Raw genomic sequence first — 16,280 nt, forward strand, 5'->3', positions numbered from 1 at the left:
CATGTCCCTCGACTCCCTGAAGTCCCGCATACCGGACTACGCCAAGGACCTGAAGCTCAACCTGGGCTCGGTCATCGGCAACTCGGACCTCCCGGCCCAGCAGCTGTGGGGCACCGTGCTGGCGACCGCCATCGCCTCGCGCTCCCCGATCGTGCTGCGCGAGCTGGAGCCCGAGGCGAAGGCGAACCTCTCGCCGGAGGCCTACACGGCGGCCAAGGCCGCCGCCGCGGTGATGGCGATGAACAACGTCTTCTACCGCACGCGGCACCTGCTGTCCGACCACGAGTACGGCACCCTGCGCGCGGGCCTGCGGATGAACGTCATCGGCAACCCGGGCGTCGACAAGGTCGACTTCGAGCTGTGGTCCTTCGCCGTGTCGGCCATCAACGGCTGCGGCATGTGCCTGGACTCGCACGAGCAGGTCCTGCGCAAGGCCGGCATCGAGCGCGAGGTCGTGCAGGAGGCGTTCAAGATCGCGTCCGTGATCCAGGCGGTCGGCGTCACGCTGGACGCCGAGGCGGTCCTGGCCGAGTAGTCCTCGGCCCCGTACCCGTCACAGGGCAGGGCCCCGTCCACCCACCGGTGGACGGGGCCCTGTTCGCGTTTCCCGCGCTACTCCGGCGGCGCCTGGGGCGGGTCGGGCTCCGCGCTCACCGCCGTGGCCCCGCGCGGCGGCACGGCGTGCCGCACCGCGGCCCGGCGCGAGTACGCCCGCAGGTACCCGGCGACCGTGTTCGTCACCGCCACCAGCGGCACGGCGACCACCGCGCCGCCGATACCGGCCACCATCCCACCGCAGGCGACGGCCAGCACCACCGCCAGCGGATGCACCCGCACGGCCCGGCCCAGGATGAACGGCTGGAGGATGTGCCCCTCGATCTGCTGCACCGCGAGCACCACCACCAGCGTCATGACGGCCGTGAACACCCCTTGGGTGACGAGCGCGACCACCACGGCGAGTGCCCCGGACACCACCGCGCCGACCAGCGGGATGAACGCGAACAGGAAGATGAACACCGCCAGCGGCACGGCCATCGGCACATCGAGGAAGTAGATCCCGAGCCCGATGAAGATCGCGTCGATCAGCGCGACGATCACCGTGCCCCGCACGTACGCCGTCAGCGTCCGCCACGCCGCCGGACCGGCCCCGGCCACACCCGGCCGCGCCGCCGCCGGCACCAGCTTCAGCGTCCACTCCCAGATCCGCTTGCCGTCGTAGAGCAGGAACAGCGTGCAGAACACGGCGAGCAGAATGCCGGTCAGCGCCTCGACGACGACCGTGACGCCCTCCAGCCCGGCGGAGGTGATCTGGTCGGTGTTGGCCCCGACCGCCTCGCGCAGGTTCTTGGCGATCTCGTTGATCTGCTTGTCGGTGACGTGGAACGGGCTGTTCAGCAGCCAGTTCCGCAACTCGTCGATGCCGTCCTGGATCTGGCTGGACAGGTCGTCGACGTTCTCCATGACCTGCCAGGTCACGAACCAGCCGATGAGGCCCATGACGACGAACCCGAGGATCGCCGTCAGCGCGGTGGCGGGGCCGCGCGGCACGCCGTGGCGCCGCAGCCGCGCCACCGTCGGCTGCAGCAGGGCCGTGATGAGCAGCGCGATGACGAACGAGAGCACCACGAGCTGGACGGCGCTGATGACCCGCATCAGCACCCACAGCGTGCCCGCGAGGACGAGCAGCCGCCATCCGGCCTCCGCCGCGACCCGCACTCCCCACGGCACGGCGAGCGCGGGGTCGGGCCGGGCCGGGACGTCGGGGGCGTAGTCGGGGGGCGGCGGCACGAGTTCGTCGGGCCGCGGCACGGAGTCGGGGTCGTCCCGCTCCCGTTCGGCCGCGGCGCGGCGTTCGTTGTACCGCTCGCTCACTTCGGTCAGGCCGGCACCGAGCCGGCCGAGCCACCCTGGCACTCGCGACATGATCCGTCCTTTTCCCCCGTCCGTGCGCACCACTCCCCCGGAGCCGTCCGCGTCCGACCGTACATGGCGCGAGCCCCGCACCGTACGACGGTGCGGGGCTCGCGCGAAGGAGAGGATCGGCCGGGGGCCGGTCGGCTCAGTACCAGTGGTTCGCCTGCCAGAACGACCAGGCGTCACACGGGCTGCCGTAGCGGTCGTTCATGTAGTTCAGGCCCCACTTGATCTGGGTGGCCGGGTTCGTCTGCCAGTCGGCGCCGACGGACGACATCTTGGAGCCGGGCAGCGCCTGGAAGAGACCGTAGGCGCCCGAGGAGGGGTTGACCGCCTTGTAGTTCCAGTCGGACTCGTGGTCCACGATGTTGCTGAAGCACTGGAACTGGCCCGCCGGCACCATCTGCCGTGCCATCGCCTGGATCTGGGCGATGCTGTAGGAGGACGCGACGGGGAAGTCGGAGATGTCCTTGGAGCGGCTGGCGGACGCCTTGGCCTCCGCGCGCTCCTTGGCCTCCTTGGCGGCCTTCTCGGCTGCCTCCTCCGCGGCCTTCTTCTTGGCGATGGCCGTCTCGGCGGCTGCCTTGCGGGCGGCCTCCTCGGCGTCCTTCTTCGCGCTCACGTCCGCTGCGATGGCCTGCGCGTCGGCCTGCTGCGTCAGGGACGCGGTCTGCACCTGGGCCTGCTGGCCCGCGGGGATGTCCGCGAGCAGCGTGGCGCCGCTTGCCGTCGCTTCCGCGTCGTTGTTCTGCGCGGTGCTGCCCGAGGCAACGCCGACGACGCTTCCGACAGCGGTGACCGCCGTGGCCGAGGCCACTGCGAATCCCCGGACCGAGATCCGGCTCACACGGTTTCCTTCCAGCATCGCCCGCTTCGGTGACCCTCGCGGACGCAATCGTGCCCCTGGCACTGGCCTCCCCAACTGCGGGGTCACGGGAGGCGCGGGCCCGGTGGGCAACTCCCGCGAGGGGAGTGCCGCGTGGTGCTCGGGCGGCATACGACATCGCTATGGAGTTGGCGTGTGCTCTGTGTGGTGCCGTACCGCTGGGGGTACAGCTGTGTCGTATGCGGGGCCTGACAGGAGTGAGACTCTGCCGTAACCCCACGGGGCAAGGCAATTCTGAGTTGCGTGTGAAAGCTCACATCCCGTTCGGCGCGGGAAATTCACAGGAAAGGCCACACGCGAAGGCGCCGCCCGGCTAGGCTCTTCGCCTTTCCGGACGGCGCCAACTACTACGCAATCGCCCCTTATTGCAGTGCGACGGTCACATCTGCCCGTCTTCCAGCATTTCGGTCACAAGTGCGGCGATCTGGGACCTCTCGGAGCGGGTGAGGGTCACGTGCGCGAAGAGCGGATGCCCCTTCAGCTTCTCCACGACGGCGACGACACCGTCGTAGCGGCCGACCCGGAGGTTGTCGCGCTGGGCCACGTCATGGGTGAGCACCACCCGTGAATTGGCCCCGATCCGGGACAGCACGGTGAGCAGGACGTTCTTCTCCAGGGACTGCGCCTCGTCCACGATGACGAACGCGTCGTGCAGCGACCGTCCGCGGATGTGCGTGAGCGGCAGGACCTCCAGCATCCCGCGCGCGGTGACCTCCTCGATGACCTCCCGGCTGGTGACCGCGGACAGCGTGTCGAACACCGCCTGGGCCCAGGGGCTCATCTTCTCCGCCTCGGTACCGGGCAGATAGCCGAGCTCCTGCCCGCCCACCGCGTACAGCGGACGGAAGACCATCACCTTCTGGTGCTGACGGCGCTCCAGCACCGCCTCCAGACCCGCGCACAGCGCCAGCGCCGACTTGCCGGTGCCGGCCCGGCCGCCCATCGACACGATCCCGACGTCCGGATCGAGCAGCAGGTCCAGTGCGATCCGCTGCTCGGCGCTGCGGCCCTTGATGCCGAACGCCTCGCGATCCCCGCGCACGACCCGGACGTTGCCCTCGGGGGTGACCCGCCCGAGCGCCTTGCCGCGCTCCGACTGGATCATCAGACCCGTGTGCACCGGCAGGTCGGCGGCCTCGGGGACGTAGACGTGCCCCTCCTCGAAGAGGACGTCCACCTGCTCGCCGGGCAGGGTCAGTTCGGACATGCCGGTCCAGCCGGAGGAGTCCGTGATGGCGAGTTCCGCGCGGTACTCCTCGGCGAGGAGCCCGACGGAGGACGCCTTGATCCTGAGCGGGAGGTCCTTGGAGACGACGGTGACGTCGAACCCCTCGGCCTGCAGGTTGCGGGCGACCGCGAGGATGCGGGAGTCGTTGTCCCCCAGGCGGTAGCCGCTGGGCAGCACGCTGGGGTCCGAGTGGTTGAGCTCGACACGGACGGTCCCGCCGAGGTCCCCCGTGGGGATGGGGGCGTCGAGGCGGCCGTACCGCACCCGGAGGTCGTCGAGCAGGCGCAGGGCCTGCCGGGCGAAGTAGCCGAGTTCGGGATGGTGCCTCTTCGCCTCCAGCTCCGTGACCACGACGATGGGGAGCACGACCTCGTGCTCGTCGAAGCGGCTCAGGGCGTTCGGGTCGGCCAGCAGGACGCTGGTGTCGAGGACATAGGTGCGCCGGTCGGGCTTGTGGCGCTTTGTGCTGGTCACCACGGAAGGACGTACCCCCTCGGATGAGGTCGGGGAGCGACGGAGTGGAGCTGGACCGGTTGTCGGCCGCCCTGCACGGGCCGAGAACCGGCCCTCCGCCTGCGTCCGCGCGGTGTCCGCACGATCGGGCTGGTGCAAAGGGCCTCCCGGGCGGACGGCCCCGTGCCGTCCGCTGAGATCCGACACCCGTGGTTCGGGCGTCGACCTGACTGGGTTATGCCCTCGAACGAGCGTCGCCATGCCACGGCATATGACGGCGAGCCGGTGAACTCCGCGTGACGCGCGCTGTCGACGGGGTACCGGGAAGGGTTGCGACGTGGGACGTCGGACGTTCGTGGTGCGCCGCGACCGGTGCGGTGGGGCGGGCCCCGGAGGGGCGCCCGGCCCGTGCGGGCGAGGTGGTCCGCCGGGTGTCCGCGCAGGTGGGGCGGGTGTCCGCGCAGGTGGGGCGGGTGTCCCGAGGTCCGCGGGCGTCCGCGGGTGCGCTCAGCCGCCGTAGCGGCGGTGGCGGGCGGCGTAGTCGCGCATGGCGCGCAGGAAGTCCACCTTGCGGAAGGCGGGCCAGAACACGTCGCAGAAGTAGTACTCGGAGTGCGCCGTCTGCCAGAGCATGAATCCGGACAGGCGCTGCTCGCCGCTGGTGCGGATCACCAGGTCGGGGTCGGGCTGGTCGCTCGTGTAGAGGTGACGCCCGATCATGTCGGTGTCGACTGCCTCGGCGAGCTCCTCCAGCGAGGTGCCCTTCTCCCGGGCGTCGAGCAGCATCGAGCGCACGGCGTCGGCGATCTCCTGGCGGCCGCCGTAGCCGATGGCGACGTTGACCACTATCCCGTCGACGTGCGCGGTGGCCTCCTCGGCCTCCTTGAGGACCGTCTGCATCCCGGCGGGCAGCAGGTCGGGGGTGCCCACGTGGTGGACGCGCCAGCGGCCGTCGGCGGCGAGCGTGCGCACGACGTCCTCGATGATGCCGAGGAGCGGGACGAGTTCCTCCTGCGGCCGGTCGAAGTTGTCCGTCGACAGCAGCCAGAGGGTGACGACCTCGACGTCGGTCTCGGTGCACCAGCCGAGGAACTCCTCGATCTTCTCGGCACCGGCCCGGTGTCCGTGGACGGTGCTGGAGCCGGCGGCCTTCGCCCAGCGCCGGTTGCCGTCCATGATGACGCCGATGTGCTTGGGCACCTGAGCGTGGTCCAGGTGGCCTTCCACCCGGCGTGCGTACAGCCTGACCAGCAGGCCGCGCAGCTTGTCGCGCAGGTTCACGTGATCGTCAGCCCCTCCGTACGGATCGGACGGGCCGCGGCGTGCGGCCCGGTCGTGGCCGCGGGCGGTCCCCGCCCGTATGGCAGTCCCCGGAGGCGAAGCCTACCCCCGCTGGGGCCCTGGGCCGCCCACGGGTGCGGAACGCAAGGTTCCGGCCGCTGCTTCGAGCCGCGGGGCGGGGACAGAAAAACGGGCCGGTCCGTGGGGGGGAGACGGACCGGCCCGAGGGGGGGTTTCCACCATAACCCTTCGTAAGTGATGCTGCGTGCATCGGCGTGCCACAACTACTCTCCGGAACCGTCCGGCGACGCCGAGATGACCGCGGAACCTGTCGTTCACGGCTTGCGCATGGCCGAAACACGGCCTGTACGCAGGGGAATCGGGCGACCTGGGACAGGATCCGGAGGATTTGCCGCGTTGTGGGACCGGCTCGGCGACTTGTCCGGCCATCCCCCTGACGGGTGAACCGGACGGCGAACGCCCGCTTGACCGACCCGTCGGCACCCCTGGGCCTCACCCCGAGGAGGCCATGGCACCGCGCAGCCCCCTCCACTGCGCGGTACCGCCCGCGCAGCTTTGCTCACGCGAATTACCTTGGTCCGAACTTACGCGATGGGCCACCTCGGAAGCGAGCCGGGGTCGATAACGATGTGAAAACCCTCGACGGATGATGCGCACGAGAGGTGAGTGAGGCCGGTGACGCGCCCCGCCCGCCGAAGAGGACAGAATCTGTCCTCTTTCTCTCCTACGGTCGGCTCATGACGACGACGGTGAGCATCACCTGGGACGCCGCCGCCGCCCGGCGGGCGAGGCGGCAGTTTCTGGCCGGACCGGCACCGGCCGGCGCGGACGGCGCCACGAGCGGGGACGTGATCGCGGACGTGGTGGCCGCGATGCGGGGGGCGCACGCGCAGGTGCTCTCCGCCGCCGAGCTCTCGGTCGGGACGCGGACGGCGGGCGGGCTGACCCGGGCGGACGTGCGGTCCGCGCTCTGGCAGTCACGGACCCTCGTCAAGACCTACGGCCCGCGCGGCACGGTCCATCTGCTCCCGGCACACGAACTCCCCCTCTGGTCGGCGGCGTTGACCGCCGTCCCGGCCGGCCCGAGCCCCTTCCCGCCCGGGGTGCGGCTCACCGACGAGCAGACCGGCCAGGTGCTGGCGGCGATCGGCGACGCTTTGCAGGGCAGGTGCCTGACGCTCGACGAGCTGACCGAGGAGGTCGTCGCCCGCACGGGTCCATGGGCGGGCGACCGGGTGATGCCGGCCTTCCAGGACATGTGGCCGCGCTGGCGGCAGGTCATGCACCGGGCGGGCTGGGCGGGGACGTTGTGCTTCGGCCCGAACCGCGGGCGGAAGGCGACGTACACGCGTCCGCCGCTGGGGGCTGCCCCCGCCGGGCGGGAGGACCCCGGGACGCGGAACGCGCTGTTCGCCTTCGTCCGCCGTTACCTGCGCGCGTACGGGCCGGCGACCCCGGCGCACTTCGCGCGGTGGCTCGCGGCCCCGGCCGGCTGGGCCACGGGCCTGTTCCGGGAGATGGCGGCGGCGGGCGCCGTCGAGGAGGTCGCCTTCGAGGGCGCCCCGGCCTGGGTGGCGGCCGGTGACACCGAGTTCCCCGAGGGGCCCGCGCGGGGTGTGCGGTTGCTGCCCTACTTCGACGCGTACGTCGTCGCCGGGCAGCCCAGGGAGCGGCTGTTCCCCGGGGAGGCGTACCGACGCGCCCTGGCCGGCGGCCAGGCCGGCAACCACCCCGTCCTGCTCGTCGACGGCGTGGTGGCCGGGGTGTGGCACCAGCGGCGCCGGGGCCGCCGCACGACCGTCACGGTCGAGCCGCTCGTCCCGCTGACGGCTCGGCAGCGCCGCGAACTGGGCGAGCAGGCGGAGCGGGTGGGTGAGGTGCTGGAGGCGACGGCGGAGTTGGTGCTGGGGAAGGTCGAGGTGGGACCGCACGCCTGATCAGCGCTCCGGGGCGGGGTGCCGGGCCGGGGGGACAGACCGGGGGGACAGGCCGGGCGGGGGGGGTGCGGTCCCGCCGGCCGGGCGGGGGGGTGCGATCTACGCCGGGCGGGGGCGCGGGCGCCGGGCGGGCGGGCGGCACGGTCACGCCGGCCGGGCGGGGAGGTGCGATCTACGCCGGGCGGGGGGTGCGGTCACGCCGGCCGGGCGGACGGCTCCGGCTTGCGGGCCTCGACGAGGTGGCGGGTGCTGTGTGCGACGAAGGGCCCGTCGGCCCGGATGCGCTCGTGCAGGGCCCGCAGCCGCGGCTCGTACGCCTCGACGGTGAAGCCGGGAACCATCCACACCACCTTGCGCAGGAAGTGCACGACCGCGCCGATGTCGTGGAACTCCATCCGCAGCCGCTCGGCTTGCAGATCGACGACGTCCAGCCCGGCGGCCTCGGCGTCGGCCCGTTCCCGCTCGGGATCGCGGGCGCCGCGCACCTCCTCCGGCTGGGGGCCGAGGAAGTGCTCGACGAGTTCGAACACGCTGGCCGGGCCGACGTGCTGGGCGAAGTACGTCCCGCCCGGCCGCAGCACACGGGCGATCTCCTCCCAGTGCGGGCGGACCGGGTGACGGCTGACGACCAGGTCGAAGGCGCCGTCGGCGAAGGGCAGCGGGTCGTCCTCGGCCACGGCCACGACGGCGACGCCGTATGGCCGGAGCAGGGCGGTGGCCTTGGCGACGTTCGGCGGCCACCCCTCGGTCGCGACGGTGAGCGGGGGCCGCCGGCCGGCCCTGCCCAGGGCGAAGCCGAGCACCTCCCCGCCCCCCGTCTGCACGTCGAGCGCGGCGCTCGCCCGGCTCAGCCGCTCGGCCATCGACACGGCGTACCCCCAGGAGGGGCGCGCCTCGGTGGCCCGACCTTCGAACCAGGAGAAGTCCCAGCCTTCCGTCGGTACGCGAGCGCCTTCCGCGACGAGGGCCTCGTAGGTGGTGTCCCGGGCGGAGGGCGTGGTGCGGTGGTCTGCGGCCATCCCCGGATGGTGGCAGGACACGAGCCGGGACGCGCGGCATTTTCGGCAGGGGCCTCCGGCGAGCGGGCCCGGCCTACGAGACCAGGGGGCGCACCTCCTCGGCCACGAACCGCACGAAGCCCTCCGGGTCGGGCTCGTCCCCGGTCGGCTGGAGCACCACCGTGTCGGCCCCGGCCTCCGCCAGCCGCTCGACGGCCTCGGCCACGGCACCGGCGTCCCCGGCGGCCCCGAGGCCCGGGACGGACTCCACCCCTTCGGCGGCCAGTTCGGCGCGCAGCCGGGCAGCGGCGTCGGGCCCGGTCGCGGCGAGGAGGTAGACGACGACGGAATGCGGCTCGGCGGCACGGCCGCCGGCGGCCCGGCGCCCCTCGTCGACGAGCTTCCGCGCGGTGCGCACGCCGTCGGCGCTGGTGAGGGCGGTGAGGATGGTGCCGTCGGCGGCCTCGCCGCTGAGCCGCAGCGAACGGGGCCCGGTGGCCCCGGCGAGCACCTGCGCACCGGGCGCCTCGGGAGGCCAGTCGAGAGCGACGTCGTCGAGCCTGACGTACCGCCCGTCGGTGGTGACCCGCTCCCCGGCCAGCAGGGCCCGCAGGGCGACGAGGTACTCCCGCAACAGCGTGACCGGCGACTCGGCCCGGGCACCGACCTGCTCCATCCAGTCCTGCACGCCGTGCCCGACACCGACGACGGGCCGCCCCGGGAACATGCGGTGCAGCGAGGCGACCTCCATGGCGGTGACGGCGACGTTCCGCAAGGGCACGGGCAGCAGCCCGACACCGACCCGCACCCGCTCGGTCCAGGCGAGGGCGGCCGCGGCGGTGGAGATGCCGCCCTCGCGGAAGCAGTCCTCCCAGAGCCAGAGCTGTTCGAGTCCTGAGGAGTCCGCGACCTGGCAGACGGAACGCAGGCGTTCGGGGGCGAGTTGGGGGCGGAAGACGGCGCCGAGTGTGGTCATGCGGCCTTCCTACCCGGCTCCTCGGCCCCCGGACACCCCGTTTCGCCGCTCCGCCCGGCAGGCGGACGGACGGGCGGACGGGCGGACGGGGTGTCAGCGGTTGACGGCCTGGATCTCCTGCACGACGACGTCCTGGGTGGCGCCGAAGGTGCCGTCGGGCAGGTCGCCGCCCGCTCCGCCGGTGCCGGTCCACTCGATCTTCCAGGTGACCGTGGCCCGGAGGGGGTACGTGCCGTCGCCGGAGGAGCGCAGGTAACGCACTCCGCACGGTGGGGTCCGGTTCGCCTTGCCCTTGGCGTAGGGCTCGCCGATGCGGCCGTCGACGATCTGGCAGACGCCGGAGGCGGGATAGGTCACGGCGTCCTCGGTACCGGGTTCGATCCTGAGCGACACCGGCTCGGCCGTGGCCGTCGCGCTGATGCCGATCACCGGTACGGACGCGGTGACGGAGACCGGCTTGAAGTCGGCGGCGTCCAGCCACGCCCAGGTCGGCAGGTTGACCTTGGTCGCTTCGGCGGGGGCCAGGGTCACCTCGGTGCCCGGGACGCGGATCTCGGCGTAGGCGAGTTCGGCGAGGATCTCCGGGGTGACGGCGTTGTCGATGTTCGCGGGCGGCGGGTCGCCCTGGTCGACCCAGAACGGGGGTTCCTCGCAGGAATCCCAGCCCGGGGGGAAGTCCTCGTCGACGAACGAGTCCCAGAAGTAGCCCTTGCCGGTCTTGTCCTTGTTGAAGTCCTTGTACGGCTTGCCGTTGACGTAACGGTCGCGCTGTTCCGCGTCCCACTCGTACCCCGTCGAACCGGCCTCCCAGATGGGCTCCAGCTCCTTCTGGAGCTGCTCCGGCGTGTACTTGGGGGCGTACCAGCAGGGCGGTGGCGTCCAGGACGTGGCGGACGTGAGCGCGCCGGCGGAGTTGCCGCTGCCGTTCTTCGAGCGGTCGAAGACGACGCCGCCGACGGTGACGGAGACAGTGCCGTCGTCGCCGGTGGCGGCTTCCTGGTTGGTGCCCTGGGTGGCGCCGCCCAGGGTGTCGTCGGCATGCGCCACGCCGCCGGGAAGTGCCAGGAGTGACCAGCACGCCGTGGCGGTGACCACCGTGAGCTTCCTCAAGCTCCCCTTCACGGCTGGCACTTCGGGCTCCCACTCTGCGAGACCATCTTCTGGACCACCCAGACACCCTTGTCGTTCTTCTTGAGCGACGTGTGGTAGACGACGTAGCTCTTGGCCGTGACCGGGGTCTTCTTCACCTCGTCGTTCTTGAGGTACTTCACGTAGGCCTTGCCCTGGTCCTCGCAGTAGCTGAAGGACGCCGTGCCGTCCTTGTCGACCGCCACCTGGGGGGCGTAGAAGCGGTAGGCACCGGTGATGGCGGCCTTGTGGTCCACGTAGTTCTGGATGAACTTCTGCGTGGAGGCGGCCGCCTCTCCCTCGTAGTAGTAGAGGTACGGCTTGTCGAGCGCGTTCTGGTTGACGATCGCCAGATCGACGGCCTTGATCGACTGCTCGCTGTCGGCCAGGATCGCGTCCTTCTCCTTGTCCCCGGTCCTGGGCCAGTCGAAGGTGTAGGAGAGGTCGGACGGCAGGTCGATCTTCGGCCGTCCGGCGTCGGCCGGAGCGGACGCGTCAGCGGAGGCCGACGCCGAGTCCCCGGTGTCGGCCCCCGCGATCTTGTCGTTGGCTTTGGCCTCGGAGCTGTCGTCGCTGCCGCACGCGGACAGCGTCAGGGCCGCAGCGGCGGTCAGCGTGAGCGCTGCGAGGAGGGTGGGGCGGCGGTTCACGGTCGGCTCCCGGTCAGAGGCGAGGCTTCTCTTGAGCGAACCAAAGTTATCCAGCGGGGTGGGGCCGCACCAGCGTGAACCTTGTGAAGGGGTGGGGTGTATGGGGAGGAATCGGTGACGGGCCGACCGGTTCCAGCCGTAACGGTTGCATAACACGCCACTCCGTTTTCAGGAGCACACGGGTCCCGTTCTGTCGGATGGACCGCGGCGCGTGTCTTCGGCAGCGGAAGGGGGCTCGGGTGGGGCGCAAGTGGCGAGACGGGCAGGGAGAGTTGATCGTGCGCGGTGAGGAGGGGGAAGGCCCCGGCATCCGCGTGCCGTTGGAGATCGCCGCTTCCTACCGGGCCCGGACCAAGGGGCTGTTGGGGCGGGACGCCGTCGACGGGGCGATCCTGCTCTCCCCCGCCAGCAGCGTGCACACCTTCCGGATGCGCATGCCGATCGATGTCGCCTATCTCGACCGCGAACTGAGGGTCATCGCCGTGCGGACCATGCGGCCCGGACGGCTGGGCATGCCGCGGCTCCGGGCGCGTCACGTGGTGGAAGCGGCTGCCGGGGCGATGCGGGAGTGGGGGGTGCGGAAGGGCACGCGCATGGAGGTCGTCGTCGCGGCGACCGCCACCGGGTAGGCGTCCCGGCTCCCGGCTGCGGCTCCGACCACTCCGGGCCCGGCACCGCCCCCGCCGTGACGCGGCGTCACCAGGGAGTCCGGCGGGGCACCCGGTGCCACCACCAGCGTCCCGCCGCCCCCGCTCCCCCGGCTCCGTCCCGTGCGGGGTCCGTGTGCTCGGTGTAGACGTCGTCCAGCCGGGTCACGGCCCGCCGCAGGGCGTCGGCGTACGTCTCCCCCACCTCCCCGACGAGGCGTTCCAGCGCGTCGCGGGCCTCCAGGTCGCGGCGGAACAGGTCCTGCCTGTAGCGCCCGGACGGGGCCCAGTCCGTCTCCAGCCGGCGGACCAGCCGTTCCCACACGCGCAGGTCGTGGTGCACATGGCCTGCGGTGCTCCCCGCCGTGCCCGGGGGGAAGGCCGCGAGGAAGACGTCGGAGACCGGGGTGTCCACGGTCTGCCGGTCGAGGATCTCAGGGAGGACCTCCACCCTCACCCCGGGAAGGTCGGGGATCGCCTCCTCGGCCGCGTCCACCCGGTAGGCCGTGTCGTCGGGGAGGTCGACCGCCTCCAGGCGGCACCTGACGGAGCGTCCGTCCGGTACGGCGACCCAGTAGGCGCTCGGCAGGTCCAGCTCCGAGGGATGCAGCACGGACCCACCCGTTACGGCCGCCAGGCCCCGTGCCAGGTCCTTCTCCGTGAGGGCCGCGGCGGTGCCGTCCCGGACGGTGATGTCCAGTTCGAGTGAGAGGTCGCCGGGCGGCAGGCGGCGCCAGGTGCACAGCACGGGGGCCTGCCAGTCCCGGCCTTCCTGGTCGCCGTCGGCGTCAGCCACGTCGACGGCCTCGGGAGGGACGGCCAGCAGGCCGGTCAGGGCCTCTCGCAGGCGCGGTGACTCCACGTCCGCGACGGTGAAGAGGTTCGCGATCACTGGTACGTCCCGTCGTAGACCGCCTTCGCCTTCTCGACCTTCGCCGGATTGTCGACGAATTTCGGGTCGCGCTGCAGTTGCTGGGACTTGCTCACGTCGCCCTTGTTGCGCGCGATCTCCTTCAGCGCCGCGTACTCGATGCGGTCCATCGCCACCAGGCCAGGTCCTGACTTCGGGAAGACCGTTCCGTTGCCCTCGACCTCGTACGTGCGGCCGTTGATCTCGTAGGTGTTCCCGTCGCCCGAGAGGGTGGCACGACCGTTCGCGATTCCCTCGATATCGGCACGGACCAAGTCCTCGTTGCCTCTGAGGATCACCGTGTTGCGCTCCTTCACCTGTCCGCTGGCGGCTCCACTGACAGTGTGGCGCTTGTTCGGGAACTTCAGCACCTTGCCGCGCGCGGGGCCGGAGATGTCGTCTCTGGCACGCCATTCCCCGACCGGTCTGCTCTGCCGCCCTGCTCCCTTTGCTGCCTCGTCCGCCTCGTTCGCGTGCCGACGGGCTTTCTCGGCCTGCTGCTTGGCCTCCTCGTCACAGCCTTCCTCGGCTCGCGCCACGACCGGTGCGGCGGAGCGGCCGGCCGCCAGGACCGTGGTGCCGGTGCCGGACGAGCCGGTGAGGGGCCCCGGTTGCGGCCCGGTTCCGCCGTACGGGGTCCTGCGGGGCGGGGCGGCGATGGTGCAACCGGATGCGCGAGCCTTCTCCTCGGCCTCGTCCGCGGCCTCGTCGGCCTCCTTGGCGGCCTTCTCGGCGCCCTTGACGTCGCCCGCCCTGGCGGCCTTCCCCGCGTCCTCCGCCGCGTCGGCCGCCTTCTCGGTGAGCTTGCCCAGATCGCCCAGCTTCCCGAGCTTGCCCAGTTTGCCGAGCTTTCCGGCGAGCTTGGCCTCGCCGTAGCCGGGGATGAAGAGGGAACCGACGTTCCACACGACCGTGGTGACGGCGCGGGTCTCGTTGCCCTGGTTCCACTGGTCGCGGACGTCCTGCCCGATGAACACGTCGTCGAGAATTTTGCCGCCCGAGTTCACCGTCGCGCCGCCCCAGTCGGTGAGCGCGTCCCAGTAGTCGCCGTCGGCCCACTTGTCCCCGGCGTCCTTGGCGTCCTGCGACCACTGGTCGGCGATGACGCCGCCGTAGTCCTTCAGGCCGTCCAGGGTGTCGAGGGGGTGGGTGACGGTGTCCCACATGCCCTTGAGGTCACCGCCGATGCCGTCGACGACGAGGCCCTCGCCGACCTGCTTCAACTGGTCGCCGGTGCAGCCGAAGAAGGCGCCTACGCCGGAGAAGCAGCCGTCGTCGCCCTTGCCGTCCGCGTCTTCGCCTTTGTGGTCGTCCTGGCCTTTGTGGTCGTCTTCGCCTTTGTGCTCGTCTCCGTCTTCGTCTTCCTCGTCCGTGCCCTTGCCCTTGTTCTGCCTGTCGCCGTTGTTCTCGGGCTCTCCTCGGCCTTCGGGCTGGACGCCTCCGTCGGCGTCGGGCCCGGTCTCCGCAGCGTCCGCCCTGTCCGGGCGGGTGGCCGTGACGTCCGTGTCGCCCTCGCCATCGCCGTCGGCGGCGGCCGGGGACGGGCAGGCCGTGCCGGTGACCTTGCAGACCGCCGCTTGGAGCCCGCTCTGGATCTGCGTGCCCAGGCCGCTGACCAGCAGTGCGGCGATGATCGCCACGACGATGGCGATGAGCCCCGCGTACTCCACCGCCGTCTGGCCCTCGTCGCGCCGCCAGCCGATCATCCGGGGCAGGGAGAAGGGGCGGCGTGCGGCGCGGTCCGGGGCCGGGAGGCGGTACCAGGCGCGGCTGTCCTCGCGGGTGAGGAAGTAGAGCACGAGGAGGGGGAGGAAAAGCTGGGTGAAGCCGCGGGGTGATCCGTCCGCGATGTTGGATATCGAGCCGGCGACCAGCCAGGCCTGAACGGCGACGAGGCCGGCCAGGACCCTGTTGCCGCCCTGCCAGGTGCGCCGGGCGAGCCACCAGCCGAGGACGCCGGGGGCCGCGGCGTAGGCGGTGAGGGCGAGCAGGCCGCCGTCGACGGCGTCGTACGAGGACGCGGTGAACAGGACGCCGAGTCCGCCCAGGACCGTGACGGCGAAGAGGGTGTGGACGAGGACCAGCGCGGTCGCCAGCGAGCCGGGCATCGGCTGGCGCCCCCCGTGGGCCGATGGTCGGCCGGAGCCGGTAACTCCTCTGATCGAGGTCATACCCCCACCTCCGCCCTCGGTCTACGACACGGCCCGAGATTAGGGAGGGCCATGCGGGACGGGATGGGCCCGTGGCCCCAAATCGGGGCCCAAACCGAACGGAGCGCCGCTCGGTATCAAGACATCGTTCCGTGGCTGACCATGTCGAAGAGTGCACTCCGTGCAACTCCGGCGTTTTCCCAGGTGGCCGGGCCGACCGGCTTACTGATCGTTTCAGAATGAGGTTCGCAGGCGACGGAGGCAGATGATGCTGCAGGCCAGTTCGAGCAGACCCAGGTGGAGATCGGCCCGTCGTTCATAGCGGATGCGAAGTCGTTCGAACTGGTGCAGCCAGGCGAAGGCGCGTTCGACCACCCAGCGCACTTTACCCAGCCCGGAACCGTGGGCGACGCCGCGGCGGGCGATCATCGGCTTGATGCCACGCTTCCAGAGCAGGCGGCGGTACTTGTCGAAATCGTAGCCCCGGTCGGCATACAGGCGGTGGGGTCTACGGCGAGGTCGTCCCCGGAGGCCACGAATCGATGGGACTGCTTCCAGCAGCGGCAGGAGCTGGGTGGCGTCGTGCCGGTTCCCGCCGGTCAGCCTGACGCCAAGCGGTGGGCCGTGACGGTCGACGATCAGGTGATGTTTGGAACCGGGACGGGCGCGGTCAACAGGCGACGGCCCGACGTGATCCCCCCTTTGAGCGCCCGGACATGCGAACCGTCTACAGCGCAGTCGTCCAAGTCCAGCAGGTCGGCGCGACGCAGCTCGGTCAACAAGGTGGCGTGCAGACGGGGCCACACGCCGGCCTCCGTCCAGTCCCGCAGCCGGCGCCAGGCCGTCACCCCGGAACAGCCAACGGTCTCCGCGGGGACGTCGCGCCAGGCGACGCCCGTCCGCAACACGTACATGACACCGGCGAGGGCCGCACGATCGGGAACACGCAGTCTGTCCGGGTAGCGGTGCCGCCGCTCGGGAGCGGGCGGCAACAGCGGAGCCACCCGCTCCCACAGGTCGTCAGGAACAAGAGCAGCACGCACGCGGACAGCCTGTCGACCAAGGTCGCCTGACACAAGACCCGCAGCGCAACGTGCTGTT

General features: G+C 71.6%; 14 protein-coding genes. 3 read left to right on the forward strand and 11 right to left on the reverse strand.

All coding sequences use genetic code 11. The annotated features are described in order from the left end of the window. The first annotated feature begins 1 nt into the window (after window position 1). The gene (locus ACF07N_RS08655; protein ID WP_392109964.1) at window positions 2–535 is read left to right on the forward strand and encodes an alkyl hydroperoxide reductase; all 534 of its coding nucleotides are present in this window, start codon (window positions 2–4) and stop codon (window positions 533–535) included. 77 nt (window positions 536–612) lie between these two features. Here the strand turns inward: ACF07N_RS08655 and ACF07N_RS08660 are convergent, their stop codons facing one another. The 4 genes from ACF07N_RS08660 to ACF07N_RS08675 form a co-directional block, all read right to left on the reverse strand. Continuing rightward, a complete protein-coding gene (locus ACF07N_RS08660) occupies window positions 613–1,923 on the reverse strand; it encodes an AI-2E family transporter (RefSeq protein ID WP_392109967.1) in 1,311 nt (436 codons plus the stop codon). Window positions 1,924–2,059: 136 nt separating this feature from the next. Then, entirely contained in the window at window positions 2,060–2,779 is a 720-nt protein-coding gene (locus ACF07N_RS08665; protein WP_392109970.1) for a transglycosylase SLT domain-containing protein, read from the reverse strand. Window positions 2,780–3,179: 400 nt separating this feature from the next. After that, window positions 3,180–4,505, reverse strand: coding sequence for a PhoH family protein (locus ACF07N_RS08670; RefSeq protein ID WP_392109973.1), 1,326 nt, complete (start codon window positions 4,503–4,505; stop codon window positions 3,180–3,182). Between the two features lie 483 nt (window positions 4,506–4,988). Continuing rightward, window positions 4,989–5,762, reverse strand: coding sequence for an isoprenyl transferase (locus ACF07N_RS08675; protein WP_383324402.1), 774 nt, complete (start codon window positions 5,760–5,762; stop codon window positions 4,989–4,991). Between the two features lie 758 nt (window positions 5,763–6,520). On the opposite strand from ACF07N_RS08675, the gene ACF07N_RS08680 reads away from it, so the two are divergent. After that, entirely contained in the window at window positions 6,521–7,720 is a 1,200-nt protein-coding gene (locus tag ACF07N_RS08680; RefSeq protein WP_392109976.1) for a winged helix DNA-binding domain-containing protein, read from the forward strand. Window positions 7,721–7,914: 194 nt separating this feature from the next. On the opposite strand, the gene ACF07N_RS08685 is transcribed toward ACF07N_RS08680, so the two are convergent. The 4 genes from ACF07N_RS08685 to ACF07N_RS08700 all read right to left on the reverse strand — a co-directional run bounded on the left by ACF07N_RS08685 (window position 7,915) and on the right by ACF07N_RS08700 (window position 11,472). Continuing rightward, window positions 7,915–8,739 (reverse strand): class I SAM-dependent methyltransferase, encoded by an 825-nt coding sequence (locus tag ACF07N_RS08685; protein ID WP_392109978.1) that lies wholly within the window; start codon window positions 8,737–8,739, stop codon window positions 7,915–7,917. Window positions 8,740–8,812: 73 nt separating this feature from the next. After that, a complete protein-coding gene (locus tag ACF07N_RS08690; protein WP_392109981.1) occupies window positions 8,813–9,694 on the reverse strand; it encodes an LLM class flavin-dependent oxidoreductase in 882 nt (293 codons plus the stop codon). Between the two features lie 93 nt (window positions 9,695–9,787). Then, the gene (locus ACF07N_RS08695; protein WP_392109984.1) at window positions 9,788–10,804 is read right to left on the reverse strand and encodes a hypothetical protein; all 1,017 of its coding nucleotides are present in this window, start codon (window positions 10,802–10,804) and stop codon (window positions 9,788–9,790) included. Window positions 10,805–10,812: 8 nt separating this feature from the next. Next, window positions 10,813–11,472: a hypothetical protein gene (locus ACF07N_RS08700; RefSeq protein WP_392109987.1), complete on the reverse strand. Its 660-nt coding sequence runs from the start codon at window positions 11,470–11,472 to the stop codon at window positions 10,813–10,815. Window positions 11,473–11,711: 239 nt separating this feature from the next. Here ACF07N_RS08700 and ACF07N_RS08705 point away from each other — a divergent pair, with 239 nt between their 5' ends. Continuing rightward, window positions 11,712–12,101, forward strand: a complete 390-nt coding sequence (locus ACF07N_RS08705) for a DUF192 domain-containing protein (RefSeq protein WP_392109990.1) — start codon at window positions 11,712–11,714, stop codon at window positions 12,099–12,101. A 67-nt stretch (window positions 12,102–12,168) separates the two neighbouring features. On the opposite strand, the gene ACF07N_RS08710 is transcribed toward ACF07N_RS08705, so the two are convergent. From ACF07N_RS08710 to ACF07N_RS08720, 3 genes are all read right to left on the reverse strand, one after another. Next, a complete protein-coding gene (locus ACF07N_RS08710) occupies window positions 12,169–13,011 on the reverse strand; it encodes a hypothetical protein (RefSeq protein WP_392109993.1) in 843 nt (280 codons plus the stop codon). Continuing rightward, window positions 13,008–15,137 carry a hypothetical protein gene (locus ACF07N_RS08715; RefSeq protein WP_392109996.1) on the reverse strand — a complete coding sequence of 710 codons (2,130 nt, stop codon included), beginning with the start codon at window positions 15,135–15,137 and terminating at the stop codon, window positions 13,008–13,010. Before ACF07N_RS08715 ends, ACF07N_RS08710 begins: the two co-directional genes overlap by 4 nt. 276 nt (window positions 15,138–15,413) lie before the next feature. Beyond that, window positions 15,414–16,222 (reverse strand): IS5 family transposase gene (locus tag ACF07N_RS08720; protein ID WP_392109999.1). Its coding sequence is split into 2 segments (ribosomal slippage): window positions 15,414–15,883 and window positions 15,883–16,222, totalling 810 coding nucleotides; the frame shifts between segments, so codons are not numbered across the junction. Window positions 16,223–16,280: the final 58 nt, after the last annotated feature.

The organism is Streptomyces sp. NPDC015242 (genome assembly GCF_043079125.1).
Classification (GTDB): Bacteria; Actinomycetota; Actinomycetes; order Streptomycetales; family Streptomycetaceae; genus Streptomyces.